This window comes from Vibrio sp. SCSIO 43135 (assembly GCF_023716665.1).
Classification (GTDB): domain Bacteria; phylum Pseudomonadota; class Gammaproteobacteria; order Enterobacterales; family Vibrionaceae; genus Vibrio; species Vibrio paucivorans.
On sequence record NZ_CP071860.1, the window covers coordinates 1,173,241 to 1,188,067 of the forward strand.

The 14,827-nt window shown below is 45.1% G+C and carries 18 protein-coding genes; 5 read left to right on the forward strand and 13 right to left on the reverse strand.

Going from position 1 to position 14,827, the window contains the following annotated elements:
* Window positions 1-92 precede the first annotated feature (92 nt).
* The 5 genes from J4N42_RS19725 to J4N42_RS19745 form a co-directional block, all read right to left on the reverse strand.
* Window positions 93-701, reverse strand: coding sequence for a LysE/ArgO family amino acid transporter (locus tag J4N42_RS19725; RefSeq protein ID WP_252031362.1), 609 nt, complete (start codon window positions 699-701; stop codon window positions 93-95).
* Window positions 702-781: 80 nt separating this feature from the next.
* Window positions 782-1,240: a GNAT family N-acetyltransferase gene (locus tag J4N42_RS19730; RefSeq protein WP_252031365.1), complete on the reverse strand. Its 459-nt coding sequence runs from the start codon at window positions 1,238-1,240 to the stop codon at window positions 782-784.
* Between the two features lie 36 nt (window positions 1,241-1,276).
* Window positions 1,277-1,879: a sugar O-acetyltransferase gene (locus tag J4N42_RS19735; protein WP_252031368.1), complete on the reverse strand. Its 603-nt coding sequence runs from the start codon at window positions 1,877-1,879 to the stop codon at window positions 1,277-1,279.
* A 175-nt stretch (window positions 1,880-2,054) separates the two neighbouring features.
* Window positions 2,055-2,597 carry an AAA family ATPase gene (locus tag J4N42_RS19740; RefSeq protein ID WP_252031371.1) on the reverse strand — a complete coding sequence of 181 codons (543 nt, stop codon included), beginning with the start codon at window positions 2,595-2,597 and terminating at the stop codon, window positions 2,055-2,057.
* 32 nt (window positions 2,598-2,629) lie between these two features.
* Window positions 2,630-3,526, reverse strand: coding sequence for a helix-turn-helix domain-containing protein (locus tag J4N42_RS19745; protein ID WP_252031374.1), 897 nt, complete (start codon window positions 3,524-3,526; stop codon window positions 2,630-2,632).
* A 194-nt stretch (window positions 3,527-3,720) separates the two neighbouring features.
* Here J4N42_RS19745 and J4N42_RS19750 point away from each other — a divergent pair, with 194 nt between their 5' ends.
* On the forward strand, window positions 3,721-4,917 hold the full coding sequence (locus J4N42_RS19750; protein ID WP_252031377.1) for a sugar efflux transporter: 1,197 nt from the start codon (window positions 3,721-3,723) through the stop codon (window positions 4,915-4,917).
* 113 nt (window positions 4,918-5,030) lie between these two features.
* Here the strand turns inward: J4N42_RS19750 and J4N42_RS19755 are convergent, their stop codons facing one another.
* Window positions 5,031-5,807: a phosphotransferase family protein gene (locus tag J4N42_RS19755; RefSeq protein ID WP_252031380.1), complete on the reverse strand. Its 777-nt coding sequence runs from the start codon at window positions 5,805-5,807 to the stop codon at window positions 5,031-5,033.
* 72 nt (window positions 5,808-5,879) lie between these two features.
* A complete protein-coding gene (locus tag J4N42_RS19760; protein ID WP_252031383.1) occupies window positions 5,880-6,224 on the reverse strand; it encodes an antibiotic biosynthesis monooxygenase family protein in 345 nt (114 codons plus the stop codon).
* Window positions 6,225-6,388: 164 nt separating this feature from the next.
* On the opposite strand from J4N42_RS19760, the gene J4N42_RS19765 reads away from it, so the two are divergent.
* Window positions 6,389-6,541 carry a DUF2256 domain-containing protein gene (locus J4N42_RS19765; protein ID WP_353505359.1) on the forward strand — a complete coding sequence of 51 codons (153 nt, stop codon included), beginning with the start codon at window positions 6,389-6,391 and terminating at the stop codon, window positions 6,539-6,541.
* On the opposite strand, the gene J4N42_RS19770 is transcribed toward J4N42_RS19765, so the two are convergent.
* Window positions 6,514-7,233 carry an SDR family NAD(P)-dependent oxidoreductase gene (locus J4N42_RS19770; protein ID WP_252031389.1) on the reverse strand — a complete coding sequence of 240 codons (720 nt, stop codon included), beginning with the start codon at window positions 7,231-7,233 and terminating at the stop codon, window positions 6,514-6,516. The genes J4N42_RS19765 and J4N42_RS19770 overlap by 28 nt on opposite strands.
* Window positions 7,234-7,388: 155 nt before the next feature.
* On the opposite strand from J4N42_RS19770, the gene J4N42_RS19775 reads away from it, so the two are divergent.
* Both J4N42_RS19775 and J4N42_RS19780 read left to right on the forward strand, forming a co-directional pair.
* A complete protein-coding gene (locus J4N42_RS19775; protein WP_252031392.1) occupies window positions 7,389-8,648 on the forward strand; it encodes a DASH family cryptochrome in 1,260 nt (419 codons plus the stop codon).
* Window positions 8,645-10,216, forward strand: a complete 1,572-nt coding sequence (locus J4N42_RS19780) for a cryptochrome/photolyase family protein (protein ID WP_252031395.1) — start codon at window positions 8,645-8,647, stop codon at window positions 10,214-10,216. The genes J4N42_RS19775 and J4N42_RS19780 overlap by 4 nt, the downstream gene beginning before the upstream one ends.
* Window positions 10,217-10,386: 170 nt before the next feature.
* Here J4N42_RS19780 and J4N42_RS19785 read toward each other — a convergent pair whose 3' ends face one another.
* The 5 genes from J4N42_RS19785 to J4N42_RS19805 form a co-directional block, all read right to left on the reverse strand.
* Window positions 10,387-10,905 carry a phosphoribosyltransferase gene (locus tag J4N42_RS19785; RefSeq protein WP_252031398.1) on the reverse strand — a complete coding sequence of 173 codons (519 nt, stop codon included), beginning with the start codon at window positions 10,903-10,905 and terminating at the stop codon, window positions 10,387-10,389.
* A gap of 48 nt (window positions 10,906-10,953) precedes the next feature.
* Window positions 10,954-11,580, reverse strand: coding sequence for a LysE family translocator (locus J4N42_RS19790; RefSeq protein ID WP_252031401.1), 627 nt, complete (start codon window positions 11,578-11,580; stop codon window positions 10,954-10,956).
* 248 nt (window positions 11,581-11,828) lie between these two features.
* Entirely contained in the window at window positions 11,829-12,317 is a 489-nt protein-coding gene (locus J4N42_RS19795) for a GNAT family N-acetyltransferase (RefSeq protein ID WP_252031404.1), read from the reverse strand.
* A gap of 57 nt (window positions 12,318-12,374) precedes the next feature.
* Window positions 12,375-12,914: a hydrolase gene (locus tag J4N42_RS19800; RefSeq protein WP_252031407.1), complete on the reverse strand. Its 540-nt coding sequence runs from the start codon at window positions 12,912-12,914 to the stop codon at window positions 12,375-12,377.
* 110 nt (window positions 12,915-13,024) lie between these two features.
* Entirely contained in the window at window positions 13,025-13,492 is a 468-nt protein-coding gene (locus tag J4N42_RS19805; RefSeq protein ID WP_252031410.1) for a hypothetical protein, read from the reverse strand.
* A 449-nt stretch (window positions 13,493-13,941) separates the two neighbouring features.
* On the opposite strand from J4N42_RS19805, the gene J4N42_RS19810 reads away from it, so the two are divergent.
* The gene (locus tag J4N42_RS19810) at window positions 13,942-14,802 is read left to right on the forward strand and encodes an ABC transporter substrate-binding protein (protein WP_252031413.1); all 861 of its coding nucleotides are present in this window, start codon (window positions 13,942-13,944) and stop codon (window positions 14,800-14,802) included.
* Window positions 14,803-14,827: the final 25 nt, after the last annotated feature.

A 14,827-nucleotide genomic window follows, 5' to 3' on the forward strand; every position in this document is an offset into this window, starting at 1 on the left:
GTCGAACCCTTACTAATCGATATGTAACAAGGCCGTGAATATAAGGTGATGTGGAAATGATTACAAACGTTAGTCAACCCATGCCCAGCGTTTTAAGATCTCGCTCCAGACACCAAAGAGAAAGCAATCACCAACATAATTACACCAACCAGCACTTCCAGAACTTTCCATGCTTTGGGACTTTTGAAAAAGGGAGCGAGGAATCGAGCGCCGTACCCAAGTGAGAAGAAGAACACAAACGATGCCGTTATCGCCCCTACGGCAAACTCGACTTGATTAGGTTGGTATTGAGTAGAAATTGAACCAAGCAGAACCACGGTATCAAGGTACACATGTGGGTTTAGCCAAGTGAAAGCCAAACACATCAATACCGACTTGAGCCACGAACTCGGCGCATCCGTTCCATTTTCAAGCGCATGATCGGTGGTGAGAGCAGACTTAAAGCTTAGAACGGCATAAACGGATAGAAATATCGCCCCACCATACCGAGCAAGGGTTTCTATCTGTGGGAACTGGTTAACAATCACACCGAACCCGGCTACGCCCAAGCTAATAAGTATCGCATCAGAAATGGCGCAAACAGCACAAATGACGAATACATTCTGGTTTTTTAAGCCTTGCTTTAGGACAAATGCATTTTGAGAACCTATCGCTAAGATCAGCGATAACCCCAATGAAAACCCAGCAAAATAACTCACCATAACGCTATCTTCTATTTCCTTATTGGGCTTCCACTAATCCATTAGTAAAGTCGAGAACCACCTTTCAACGACCAAGAAAATCAAGATGAAGAAGCGCTTCTAACTAAGCTCATCGGTACAAAGCGAATCCCGTTAAAATCGCTTTCTTCGGACGTTGCCACAAAACCGTGGTGCTGATAAAAGCCGACTGCGTTCACCGAGGAGCGAAGACTAATCTCGCTTTCTTCTGTTGATTCAAGAATGCGTTTTAGTAGCTTAGTACCCAGTCCCGAGCCTTGGAGCTTATTGGACACAAACAAATGAGTCAGGTAATCACCATTTCGAAGCGCTGCATAACCCACCATTTGCCCATCTAATACAGCCTTTAGGCTCACAAAATTGTCGCCCTCTAGCGTCGTCTTTAGATCTGGTAACACGCGCTGCTGATACTCTTGTTGACCTTGCTCATTAAGCAATGGCAATACATCGTGTTTTGATACTTCAGCAACCAGTGCCGTTATTGCGTCTACATCCGTTTTTTGGGCTTTCAGAATATCCATACTCTTTCCAAGTGTCCTATTCGTTTTTCACGTTGGTTAATCACCAGCGTTGATATCTTCTTTTACTATTCTTGCCGGATTCCCGACGACAACCGTATCGGCAGGAACATCTTTTGTGACCACACTTCCCGCTCCAACCACAGCACGCTCACCGATGGTCACACCGGGCAAGACAATCACGTTAGCGCCAATCCAAACTTTGTCCGAAATATGAATCGGCTTGGCGAATTCTTCATAGGTATAACGTGTTTTTGCATCAAGCGGGTGCCCAGCAGTACAAAGTGTCACATTTGGCCCTATCATCACGAAATCGCCAATCGTTACCTTACCGCAATCCAGAATAACGCCGTTGGTATTCATGTAGAAGTTTTTGCCAACTTTAATGTTATAGCCGTAATCGCAAAAGAACTGCCCATTTAAACTGGTCGTTTCGTCCGACTTGCCAAACAAGTCTTGTATTAGAAGGTTCTTTTCCTTGGGCTCAAAGCAAGTACTGATTTGGTGACAAAGTTTAGCGGCTTTTATTCGATCTTCTGGTAAACCTTCAGTATCTGGGTTGTATAACATTCCACTTATGTGGCTTTTTTCTCGATTGCTTTTTTGTAAACAGCTTTCTTCTTGGCTAACGGGTTCACTCATCTTCTAACACTCAATGCATTGGGTACAACGTTAAAGTCATGGCTCTAACATACAAGATTTAGCTATTGGCAGGGAACCACTCTAACCATTATTTTCTGAGACTTTTATCCGATAGAGTCCATTGATAGGTGTTTCTACAAAATATTGCCACACATGCTTGAATGCAGCGAATTGATTAAGGGGAAGGCACGCTTAAACTGCTAAGAACAAACTCGGCTCTTTCCTCTACCGATACTTTGGGTACTTCAATCAGGTCATAGCCATACTCTTCGTATGCTCTCGTAATGTGATCGTAGGTTTCTACAGCCTCTCTAAAACTCTGTTTGCGTTCTAAATCATTTCGATAAATAGCTTCCCAAGGAGGGAATACGAATACCTCGTTGTGATATTTCAAATCATTGCAATACATCAACAAGCTTTCTGACAATGATATATTTTCAAGCCGGCTATAACCGTAGCAATCAATAATACTTCTATCGAAAAAAGTAAGCTCCGAACAACCGTATTGGAGGTAGTTGTTGTGCTCCTCTGCAACCATTTCATCTCGAAATTCAGCTTTATTTTTCCATGGTAATGCTCTGCCGTCAGTGGCCACTTGAGTTTGGATGACCTTGCGCCCAACTTCCGGAGCACTGGGAAAGCCCAATTGCTTTAAGTATTCGATCACCGACGTCTTTCCAGCACCTGGGCCACCGGTAAAAACAACTTTATTATTCAACCTTGTTTCCTTCGTCTTTTAGAAAATCCACGCTAATTAAACCTTCGGCGAAACTGAGTCGGGGTCATCGCTTTTAACCCTTTAAACTGGCGATTAAAGTTAGACAAATTATTGAAACCCGTTTTCTCTGCCACCAGCGCGATTGGGTATTCCGTGCTTGCCAACAACTCACAGGCTTTGCCCACGCGGTACTGCTTCAAGTGATCGGAAAAACTCATTCCGTAGTGCTTTTCAAACAAACGGTAAGCCGAGCTTTCGCTAATGTGTAATAGCTTACACACATCAACAATCTTAATGGGTTCACCATAATGCTTTTCGATGTAGCGCGAAGCTCGTTCTATACGCTGGTTGTATTCGGAATCTTCCGATAGTGGCTTAAGGTAGTATGGTGAAGAGGAAAGCTTTTTAGCTTCGTGATCATTAGATAACGCAATCAACACTTCAATCACTTTCGCCGCTTGATACTGCCTATCCATGTACCGCATTTCTTGCATCGTCGTCGCCACTGCGTTCGCTGCCTCTGGGCTAAACGATAAACCATAGGCAGATCGGTCCAACAACCTTTTCAACTGCCTTGCTTCAGGGATCAATGCTTGTAGCCGCACTAACCATTGATGAGAAAACCAGATGATGATGGTGTGATGATCTTTCACAACTTCAGAATCTTTGGAGCCAAAACTGCCAGCCAACATATGAGGCAAACCAGGGCCATAAAGAAGTAGAGATTTGTGGTTGATTGGCCCTATTGCATCTCCCGCATAGAAGTTACCTTTGAACTCTTGGTTGGGATCTAGATACAGAACCAATTCATACTCGGCGTGATAGTGCCAAGAACACGCAAACTCGTCTTTTCGAACCGTGCAGGTAAATTCTCGATACAACCAATCGAAGCTAGGTTCAGCAACAACATTCTCTTTAAATGGCTTCATATCGGCTCCAAGGGTGACTTAAACAATACTTTACAGGCTCTCTACTTAACTGGCTTTCCACTTAGCTGTCAAAAACCAATATCGACATTGACTGAATAGTACCAGAAGTATGCGGAATATCATTAATGTACGCTGAGTAGATTCTTTAAGATACCCGCTATCAAACAGATCTATGTAAATTCTGGAGGCGTCGCTTGTTTAAAGATAAAACTGCACTGCTATTTGTGTGCATTTCGTTTATTTGTGGTCTGTGTGGCGCGTTCTTTTATCCGTTGTCGAGCCTGTTCATCGTGCAAGAGCTAGGCGCCAGCCCAATGATGCTGAGCGTCTATATGGTCGCTGCAGTAGGGAGTTCTGTCGCCGTTTCTCACTATATCGCGAAACGTTCCGACAAGAACTGGAACAGAAAAAGTATCCTAGTAGTGTCTTTATCGAGTTATTTCATCACCGTCACTAGCTTTGTGTTTATCCGTGATTATTGGACAGCCGTTGCCGTCGTCATTCTGTTTGGCAGTGTCAGCGGCGCTTCGTTTGGCCAATTGTTCGCTTTAGGAAGAGAATACGGCGATCGCTATGTCAGCAACAGTACCAACTTTTTGGCTGTAATGCGCGCAGGGCTCGCCATTGCTTGGGTATTTGGCCCACCTATTGCGTTTATGCTTAACGCTAAGTTTGGCTTCAGCGCTGCATTCGCAGTATCTTCTGTGACCGTGCTTATCGGTATCATACTGGCCGCTAAGTTTGTTCCGGGGCAAGTTGTATCCAAACAAGAGAAATCCGAGTCGCCTGAAATCAATAAACCGTTAGGCGGTATGGTAGTGCTGTACTGCTTGATATTGGTCTGTGCGTTTGGCGCAAATAACCTCTACATCACAAGTATGCCGCTGTATTTGTCGCAAGAGTTGATGGTGAACCCAAGTTGGCTAGGGCTACTTTTTGGTATGGCTGCAGCGTGTGAGATTCCTGTGATGCTCACTGCTGGTTCTCTGGCCAATCGATTAGGCGCAGTTCGATTGATGATTATTGCAGCATTAAGTGGGGTTGGGTTCTACCTAGTGATGCTTTCGCAGACCAGCTTCATCGCGATGTTAATCGCGCAAGTGTTTAATGGCTTCTTCATCGGCGTATGGGCAACCATCGGCATGGTTGCACTGCAAGACATGATGAAAGACAGACTTGGTACTGCATCCACGCTGTTCTCGAATATGCTAAGCGTAAGCACCTTAGTGTCGAGCTTAGCGGTCGGTGTGATTGGTGAACTGTACGACTACTACAGTGCCCTTTATGTCAGCCTTGCAGGGTTAGTTGTTGCAGTAGGCTTATTGGCGTTGTTCGAGGTAAAAAGCAAACCGGTATGCGAAGCGATGCAATATCAAGCTTCTGAAGGCTAGCAAAGCCAACACTTAAACGAAAAGGGAATGCCATGCCTAACGCAGTAGCATTCTCTTTGAGTTTTTCCAGCTATCTTCAGATGCTGGTCATGGCTCTGGTACCCGCACTATTACTATAGAACACCTTCTACACTATCTAACCACTTCGGTATATTGGCCTTGTACCAGTTGATGTAAGTGGGTAAATCTGGCTTTTCTCTATCAGAGAGAATGTTGACGACTTCAACGATTATCCAGCACTTTGCAATGACCAAGTGCTTTAGGAGCTCTGCTCCTGGGTACTGAGAATTATGCTGCGTGTATTGATCAATGATCCTTTTATACTCAGGAATGTGCCCGAGCCCCTGAACTAATGGAGCTAAATCAATAGCAGGGCTGCCATACCCAAATCGCTCCCAGTCAAATAGCACTAACTCACCACTGTTTTTTCTTCCCCAGTTACCATCATTGCTATCTCCAGATATCAAGGAATCACAATCGAATATCACGCTAGACAAAGACTGGATTCGTTTGACGGAAGACTCCAAGCCTGATGGAAGGTTAAGCTTTTGCAGCGCTAGTTCTGTCTCGGCAACACTCCATTGATGGTTCTTTAAAGTGAACGTCGGAACATAATCAGAACGATGTAGACTTGCCAATTGAGCATATAGTGCACGCTCCATACGAAGCTCACTAAGCGGTATCTGATGTGGAATGTATTCTATGTAAAGGCAGTTACCATCTGCTTTCAACAATTCAGGAGAGTTCACCCCTACTAAGTTTGGTGCAGCGTATTGATAAAAGCCTACCTCCACTGGCGAAGCTCCTTGCTTGAGAACACAATCTACGCCGTCAATTGACTCAATAGAAACTCTAGCAGCGCCCATTTTTGATAAGTCTTGGGTACCCATTAACGCTCCATGTCTCGCACATTTACCAACAGTGGCATAGTGTTGCTTAGGGATATCAGGTTAGCACTTTACCTAACCGTGTACCTCGAGGCTGTCTTTAGGGGCTTCAGCACGCTCCGACATGCCGTAATCTCTAATTACCCCCGCTACTCTCAATCGATAAGTTTCAAAAACACCGTTTCGGCCTTTAGCTTGAGCAAGCCTGTGCCCCTCTAAACGACGCCACTCTTGAATCGACTCTTCATCACGCCAGAAAGACAGAGACAATACTTTGCTTTCATTCGTCAGGCTCTGGAAGCGCTCAATAGAAATAAAGCCGTCTATTTCTGCAAGTAATGGCCTAATTTCATTGGCAATATCAAGGTATTCAGATGTTTTACCGTCTGCGACTTGAACTTCAAAAATTACAGCAATCATGAGTTACCCAATTATTCATTAACATTCAGTGCAGTTTAGCGAATGCAAGACTGATTGATATGACTCACAGCAGGAAAACGACATTCTAATTGTTTGTTTGAACCGCAGTCACGATTGCGCCGTATATACCTCTCTTACTAGTAACGAAAGGAGTGGTGAGATTTATGAAAAAAGCGCATTTACCCACTAAGTGTTGCCCAGTATGCCAACGGCCATTTACATGGCGTAAAAAATGGGAAAAACACTGGGATGAAGTGAAATACTGTTCAGAGCGATGCCGTCGAAATCGTCACCATGGAATTTCACTACCATCATAAGCAATAAATTTTCCATTCAACGTTTCCTCTCCCGGCTTACAACTCTGGTTAAGCACGCTAATCAAGGCCTGAGCAACGTATTCGGCAGTAAACAACTTTCCACTTGGTACGTTAGCTTGGAAAGGCTTGGACAGATCCGTATCAGTGGTCCCCGGATGAAAAGCAAATATCGACGCATGCTTAAGCGTTCTCCCCCACTCAATACTAAGGGTTTTAATGATCATATTTAGCGCCGCCTTCGACGCTCGGTAGCTGTACCAACCACCCAACCGGTTGTCTTCGATGCTTCCAACTCGCGCTGAGATGGTCACTAACCTAGGCGATGCGCTACGTTTTAGGTTTGCTTCAAAATACTTGGCAATCAGAAGTGTCGGCAACGCATTGGTTTGTATCGACTCCATCAGTTGCTCAGTGCTTGTTTGCTTGAGGCGCTTTTCTGGGCTGAAGTTGTCCCAGTGAAGCACGCCAACGGTGTTGATAATCCAATCTACCTCCCCAACCTGTGAGGCTAGCTGTTCCACTTGCACCTCGCAGCAGATATCAACTTGGTGCCAACTAACCGACGTATTGCTAGCAAAGCAAGAGTCATTCCGGCAGGTGGCGTGCACCACCCAATTGCCATTGCGACTAGTGAGCTCACGAACAATTGCACCACCAATCCCCCCACTTGCTCCCACTATCAAAACTCGCATAAGACCTCCTAACACCACCGGTAGAAATCAAAACGAACTCAGTGAATGAATCGATCACTTATCTTCATGTTTCAGTTCCCTATTTCTCGCCTATGTGACCCAAAACGACAGCGGCGCCGTATAGCTATGTGATATACAAAATAGGAAGAGAATAAATGGTTAGAGGGTTATTTCTATTTAGTAACGATTCAAGGTTGCATGACAACCCGGCACTTCACTCAGCAGTTCAGCAATGTGGTACGCTGCTTTGCGTAGCAGGCAAGTGGCTCAGCCCGCAATACCTCACCCCTTATGATCGCCCGGTCGTTTTTGGTAAAAACAGAGAATATTTCTTTCGCCAAGCGCTTAAAGCACTTTACGATTCGTTGGCTGAGGTTGAACATCCGTTGCTTTGCCTTGAGTCGATTAATATGCAATCGGTAAGCGAGCTAATCCATCGTTTTGGCATAACTCACGTTTTTCGCAGCGAGCACGCCGGGTTCAATGAAAATGCCGTTTGGCAATCTATTGCAGCGAACCACCCAAATCTTGAGTTCCAAACTGTAGCGAGCCATACATTGTTCGACCGAAGTAACCTTCCGTTTGAAATAGACGATCTGCCTGCTTCTTTTTCCAAGTTTCGAAGCAAGGTCGAAGGTTTACCAATTCCGAATCCGATGCCTGATATTGAGGAACTGCCAGATTCACCACTTCATTCACAAGAGATTCGGGCCCCCAACGCCTGCGGTCAAGCTACGATGTTTAAAGGTGGCGAATATGAAGCGTTATTACATTTAAATCACTATTTTTCCGGCTCTTTTCCACTTAGCTATAAACAGACGCGAAATGACTTAGACGGCTGGGATTACTCCACCAAGTTTTCACCTTGGCTTGCTAGTGGATGTTTATCGGCAAGAACGATTGTGGAGCGACTTAAACAGTTTGAGATCAAGTTTGGTCGTAATGAATCAACCGAGTGGATCTTATTTGAGCTTCTGTGGCGAGAATATTTTCAATGGTATGCGCATCACCATGGTGACGCCCTGTTCACCTTTGAGGGCATTAAACAGCAGCGCCCTAATACTCTCTACAACCCGAGTTCATTGACTAGCTGGAAAAACGGAGAAACGCCATACCCAATCATCAATGCCTGTATGAACCAACTCAAAGAAACAGGGTTCTTGTCTAATCGAGGCCGCCAGTTAGTCGCAAGCTGCTTGGTCAATGAGCTGGGTTTGGACTGGCGCTATGGTGCGCTTCATTTTGAGAGCCTGTTGGTCGACTACGATGTCGCCAGTAATTGGGGTAACTGGCAGTACTTAGCAGGCGTAGGTGCAGACCCGAGACCGAAAAGACATTTCAATATAGAAAAGCAAACCCAAATGTACGACCCAGACAACCTCTATACCAACCGCTGGCTGGGGGATTCACAATGAACCTAGCAACATCACATGGCCATCAATTTGATAGAATTCGTTTAGTGTTAGGAGATCAACTGAACATATCCCATTCTTGGTTTACGTCACCCGAGAACGACACATTGTACGTCATCGCTGAGCTTCAGCAGGAAACCGACTATGCCAAGCACCATATCCAAAAGGTTTGTGCCTTTTTTGCGGCCATGGAAAACTTCTCTTCTGCACTACAACAAATGGGGCATCACGTTCTACACCTGACTTTAGATGACACCGCGCCATATGCAACGCTACCCGATCTTATCGTGGAGCTCTGCGAACGCTTTCAAGCTACGACCTTTCAGTATCAGCGCCCCGATGAGTACCGCCTTCTAAACCAACTAAGACAAGTTCATAGCAGCTCATTTAGAGTATTCGAATTCGACACCGAGCATTTTTTACTGCCATTTGAAGAAATCGATCGTGAGTTTACGGCGAACAAACATACCTTGATGGAGTCGTTCTACCGGAAGATGCGTAAGCGCTTCGATGTACTCATGGAAGATGACAAACCTCTGGGTGGAAAATGGAACTACGACCATCAGAATCGCAGTAAGCTCAAAGCTGAAGATATCAGTCGCATTCCGATGCCTCTTTTGTTCTCAACACCTATCGGAGAGGTCAAACAGCGCATAGAAAGACACGGTGTATATACCATCGGGACGTGCGGTGATGAACTGATTTGGCCGGTAAGTCGAAGGCAGTCCATCGACCTTCTCACGCACTTTTGTACCATTTGCCTACCTAACTTTGGCCTATTTCAAGATGCAATGACGCATCAGGTTGACCAAAAGTGGAGCTTATACCACTCGCGTCTATCGTTTGCTCTGAACAGTAAAATGCTACATCCATTGCAAGTGATCCGTTGTGCCATAACGGCTTACGAAGAATCACCATGCACCATTAGTCTTGCTCAAGTCGAAGGCTTTGTGAGGCAGATTCTTGGCTGGCGCGAATATGTCCGTGGCGTTTACTGGAGCAACATGCCACGCTATCTCACCCTTAACGCTCTTGAAGCGGATAACAATCTGCCTGAGTTCTTCTGGACAGGGAAAACCAAAATGACCTGCATGCAGCAGGCCATATCACAATCGCTAGAATATGCGTATGCGCATCATATACAACGCTTAATGGTAACAGGCAACTTTTCACTGCTTACGGGAATTGCACCTCAACAAGTAGACGATTGGTATCTGGGCATCTATATCGATGCCATAGAGTGGGTAGAAGCACCGAATACACGAGGTATGGCTTTGTACGCCGATGGCGGGCTAATCGCCACCAAACCCTATGCTGCGAGCGGTAACTACATCAACAAAATGAGTGACTACTGCAAAGACTGCCATTACAACGTTAAAGAAAAATCATCCGATGATGCTTGCCCATTCAACAGCCTTTATTGGCGATTCATCGACACTCATACCGACAAGTTTTCCAGAAACCCGAGAATGAGTATGATGTATAGACAATGGGAAAAAGTCGCACCTAGCGATAAAACCGCGATACTTGCGCGTGCGGAATCTTTGCTTAAACATCTAAACGACATTTAGCGCTGAGCTAACGCTTCATGACACGGTGACACTAACGCTACAGCCAACACAGGCTGACTCCCTTACTTCCAAAAATTTAGGGTTCGCAATAACAACGATTGCGAACCCCAAAACTAACTTACTGATTTCGGCTTAGAGATAACAAGCTGTCAATTGAGCTAGCAGGTTAGTCATTTCACTAGTTTGGACACGTATGGCACATTCCTAAGCTTGTCTTGCCAAGGTAACCCATAGCCAACCAGTAAATCATCCGTGGTCATTTCATAAGCGTAAAATTGCGTGACAGGAATATCGACTCGGTTCGGTTTCACAAACAACGTAGCAATTGAAAGTGATTTGACGTCGTAGTGCTCTTGAATGTGAGCCACTAACCTTTTCATCGTGCCGCCAGATTCAATCGCATCGTCTATCATGATGACGTCTTTACCTTGCAGCGCGATGTTTTCATGAAACACAATCTCAGATTGGTTATTGCTGTCTCCGGGTGTATGCGGGCAAGAAATATAGTCCATTTTGATGTCGAAATTTAACTTACGCACTAAGTCCGCTGTAAACAAAATACCGCCCGGCACTACGCTAATGATCACCGCGTCACTGAACCGGTCGTTGAGTTTTTCAGCGACTATTTCAACACCCTGCTGGATTTGTTGCTCGCTCAAAACTAGCTCGCCAATATGTTGAGATTTCATATCTTGCTCCTAAATTGGATTGGGTCACAACGCCTCGTTTGCATCTGGCTACCGCTGCTTCATAAATGCTACCGCGAGCCCAGAAGACACAAACGTTACGCCTGCCCCAATATTTAACCCTGTTACTAGCTGAGGTTTGTTTCTAAACCATTCAGACAGCTGAGATGAGAACACGCCCATCAAACTAAAACCTATTGCGGTTAACACTGCGAACCAGACACCATAGCCTATCATTTGCGTGGTGACAGAACCTAAATTTGGATTAACAAATTGAGGAACAAAAGCGAGAACAAACATACCTGGTTTAGGGTTGAGTGCCGCAGAAAGAAAACCGGTAGAAAAAATGACTTTAAGTGACTGCTTTTTCGCTGGCTCTAATGAGAATAGATTTCGAGAACGGAGCACTTTCACCCCCAACCAAATCAGGTAAGCCGCACCCACCAATTTGACTACGTAAAACGCAAACTCAGAAGTTTGAATAAGTAAAGTTAGGCCAAAAGTGGCGGCGACAACATGAAACAAAATCCCAGCCCCAGATGACATTCCAGACATAACAGCGGCTAGCTTCCCTTGACTCAGCCCTCGCCCAATAGCGAGTAGATTGTCTGGGCCCGGCGAGATGACCAATAGCAAACACGCCAATGTGTACGTGGCGAATACCTCGAGTGGAAACATAAAACCTCCTTGTTAATTGGGTAAGGGTAACCGCCAAACATTGAGGGTTCTCTTAACTAGACTGCACGCTGTACGTTACGGTACTTTCGTTTCGATGTTTAGCTGCCCTGCTAATCCGGCTTCACGGTGGACACTTAACGCTGTGCTAAGTGGTCAGAAATGCGGTGGCCTAGTATGGATATAGTGCCTTAAAAGCAGAACCCAACCTTTAATCTAAATGCCATAAGTGAAAAGTCACATTGAGCTTGTTATTTATCGCACATTTCCCAGCGGAAGTAAGGCCGCTGGCCATCCATGCGTTCAACATCTGCGCCCAGCTTTTTGTAGAATTCGTGCACACGCGTATTATGCGGGCTCGCTGTCCATGAAATATGGGAAGCCAGCGATTGCTTAGCCTGCGCTTTCAATGCTTGCATTAACTCTCTGCCGTATCCCTTGGAACGACGTTCACCCACGACGAGCAGATCATCAAGCCAAATAGACGGATCGCCGCTAAAAGAAGAATAGCGATAGTGGAACAGAGCAAAACCCAGCACCTCGCCAGCAACCTCCAATAACAACGCATGAGCAAATGGATGATCTCCAAATAAGGTGCGTTCTATTTTCTCAATTGAGGTAGAGATTTCGCCGTCGAACCCTTTCATGCTGCGGTCGAACTCGGCTTTTAGCTTAATCAATTCTAGCAACTGACTAGAATCTTGTTTGGACGCTTTCCTTACGTGCACGGTGTTCTCCATGAATCTTTATTTTGGCGGTATTCAGAATCGTTTAAACCATATCTAATAGCAAAAACTCTAACGAATTAGACTGAGCACCTGCTTGAATTCAGGCTCTCGACAATCTTTTACAAGCTCATAAAGGCACATTTCTAGGCCGGTGATTTGAACGCCGTTGCCCCTCATTCGATTGATACCCAATTGGACATTTGATAACGTTCGGGAGGAAACACAATCGCTGACTAGCTCCACATTGAAACCTCGTTCAGCTAAGCCCGTAGCTGTTTGGTAGACACATATATGCGCTTCAATGCCACACACCAGCCACGAATCCACATCCGTATCTTTGATGATTGCTAGAAACTCGGAAGACTCACAGGCATTGAAAGTAAACTTTGTGATTGGATTGATGTCACCAAGCCCAGCCCTTAGTTCGTCGACGGTACTACCCAACTTTTCAGGGTTTTGTTCAAGCAGCACAATAGGCAAACCAAGGGCTTTAGCACCGGCGATCATTTTCGCGCAATTAGCAATAAGTGTGTCGCTATCATGAACCAAGCGAGCCAACTTGCCCTGCACATCGACTACAACAAGCCCAGTTTTATCTCGTGATAACATGTTTACCATCCTTAGTTTGGTGTGGGATTAGAACATCGTGTTAGTGTGAGATATACACTAAGACTTAACCTAAATCCTAGTTATTAACGCCATAGTCGTTTGTTATGTTTCTAGTTGTCGAGTCTGCTCGTTTTCCATAGAGAAAGCACGAGCATGAGGGTGAATAGCAGCATAAATGGTAGATTAATGAGCGCCCCTGGAGCATTACCTACCGTTTCTATTGGTTTGTAGGCACCTATGTAAAATGCTCTCATTCCGTATTCAATAACACCAAGGAAATACATCAGAGGTATTAACGCTTTGTATCGTAAACAAACTACTAGATATATAAAGCCTATGACTAATTGTGATAAGCCCCAAAGCGAAAATATACCGATTATTGTAGATGATGCTTCAAAAGAGTATGTATCTAGAGGTATGGTGGCAATCGATTGTGCCCCACCATCTGCTGCAAACAAGTGATGCTGACTACGCCACAACGTAATAGCGGTCAATAAATAGAAAAACCAAAGGGCTATTTTATTGCCAGTATAGGTATTATCGATTTGCTTGGGTAAAAACGAATTAAAACTCAACATGTTACATCCTATGACTGAAAAACTGATTGAAACATAACAGTTATTAGACAGAAAAATTCTGCAATTAAATGTAGAAACTTTCTTTCTAATTCTTTGTCAGTGCCTATTGTATGCATCAATACCCTTTTTTAACAATCACTTAGCGTGAGGAAAACTGTGCGATCGGGCGAAATGCAGAATATTTCTATCTAACATACTTCATCCTTAAAACTATCCGCTATGGGTAAATGAGCAGTAGAGCTTCATTCGTGATGAACGGTCAAAACCACCAGTTGTAGCCAAGTCCACATCAGCCCTAACTCAATCTCATCACAACTTGTAATCTGCTTTGTTCGGCACTTAACTTTAATTAGTTGTTACCAACGTCTGTTAGAGCCATGAATGTAAAGCTTCCTCTTCTACTTTATTGCGCTGTTAACCTTGCTCCACCTGTTCTGGGTGCCGAGCCCGTGAAGCTGTTGTCATTAGATTGGTCGAGCCAGCAGGTTCTAACTAAAGTGCTTGGGAACCTATTAACCGAGGTCGAAGTGCCGGTTGAGTATGTATATACCGATGCCGATTCACAGTGGTACAAGTTGGCTCAGTCTCAGGGGGATGTTCAGGTAGAGGTATGGGAAGGTTCGATGGCGGCCAAGTTCCAACAGTTGCTCGCGTCAGACAGTATTCGAGAAGGTGGCACCCACCTAGCGAAAACACGCGAAGATTGGTGGTATCCCGATTATGTTGAGCCACTTTGCCCGGGTCTGCCTAACTGGCGAGCGCTGAAGCATTGCTCTAAGATTTTTGCCGAACAAGGCGAGCTTGGCGTGTATTACAGTGGCCCTTGGGAAAAGCCCGATGCGGCTCGAATTCGGGCACTTGAAATCCCTTATGAGATTCGCGTTCTGAAAGACGGCGACGAGATTAACCAAAAAATCGAAGAGCACTTATCCACTCAAAAGCCGCTGCTGATATTTAATTGGTCGCCCAACTGGGTGGAAGCAAAGTACCAAGGGAAGTTTGTCGAGTTTCCCAAATACGATCCGGCTTGTGAAAATGATGCGACATGGGGGGTGAACCCTAAATACAATTGGGATTGCGGTAACCCTGTTGGAGGTTGGTTGAAAATCGCCACATCCAAACGGCTTAATCTACTTTCACCTTGCGCGTGGGATGTAGTTCATTCTTTCTCGCTTAATAATCACCAAATCGCTCTCGCCGCTGCTTTAGTCGACGACCAAAAGCTATCTGTTGATGATGCCGCTGCGCAGTGGCTCGAGCGAAACCAACTCCACATCGCACATTGGATCAGCCACGATTCGTGTATGTAACTTCGCCCGCTTCATTTGGGTATAT